The 363-nt window shown below is 73.0% G+C and carries 1 protein-coding gene; it reads left to right on the forward strand.

Annotated elements, in window-relative coordinates:
• Positions 1-34: 34 nt before the first annotated feature.
• A partial coding sequence (locus tag ACEPPI_RS40800; RefSeq protein WP_373920284.1) for a polyketide synthase dehydratase domain-containing protein occupies positions 35-363 on the forward strand: 329 nt, incomplete at its 3' end.

Below are 363 nucleotides of genomic sequence, written 5' to 3' on the forward strand. Positions count from 1 at the left end.
GGGGGAGGAGTTGTGGACGCGTCACGGGTCGGGTGTGCTGGCCAGTGGTGCGCGTTCTGAGGCTGCGGCGGAGTTCGGTGAGCTGGCGGTGTGGCCGCCGGTGGACGCGGTGCCGGTCGACGTCAGTGGGCTCTACGCGGAGCTGGCGGAGGGCGGTGTCTCCTACGGGCCGCTGTTCCAGGGACTGAAGGCCGCCTGGAGGCGCGGAGACGACCTGTTCACGGAGGTACTGCTGCCGGAGGACGGGCGTCGGGACGCGGCCCGGTTCGGGCTGCACCCGGCACTGCTCGACGCGGGACTCCACGCCATCGGCCACGGCGACCCGTCCGGGCAGGCCGCTTCGGGTGCGCTGCTGCCGTTCTC

The organism is Streptomyces sp. AB3(2024) (assembly GCF_041862025.1).
GTDB lineage: Bacteria > Actinomycetota > Actinomycetes > Streptomycetales > Streptomycetaceae > Streptomyces.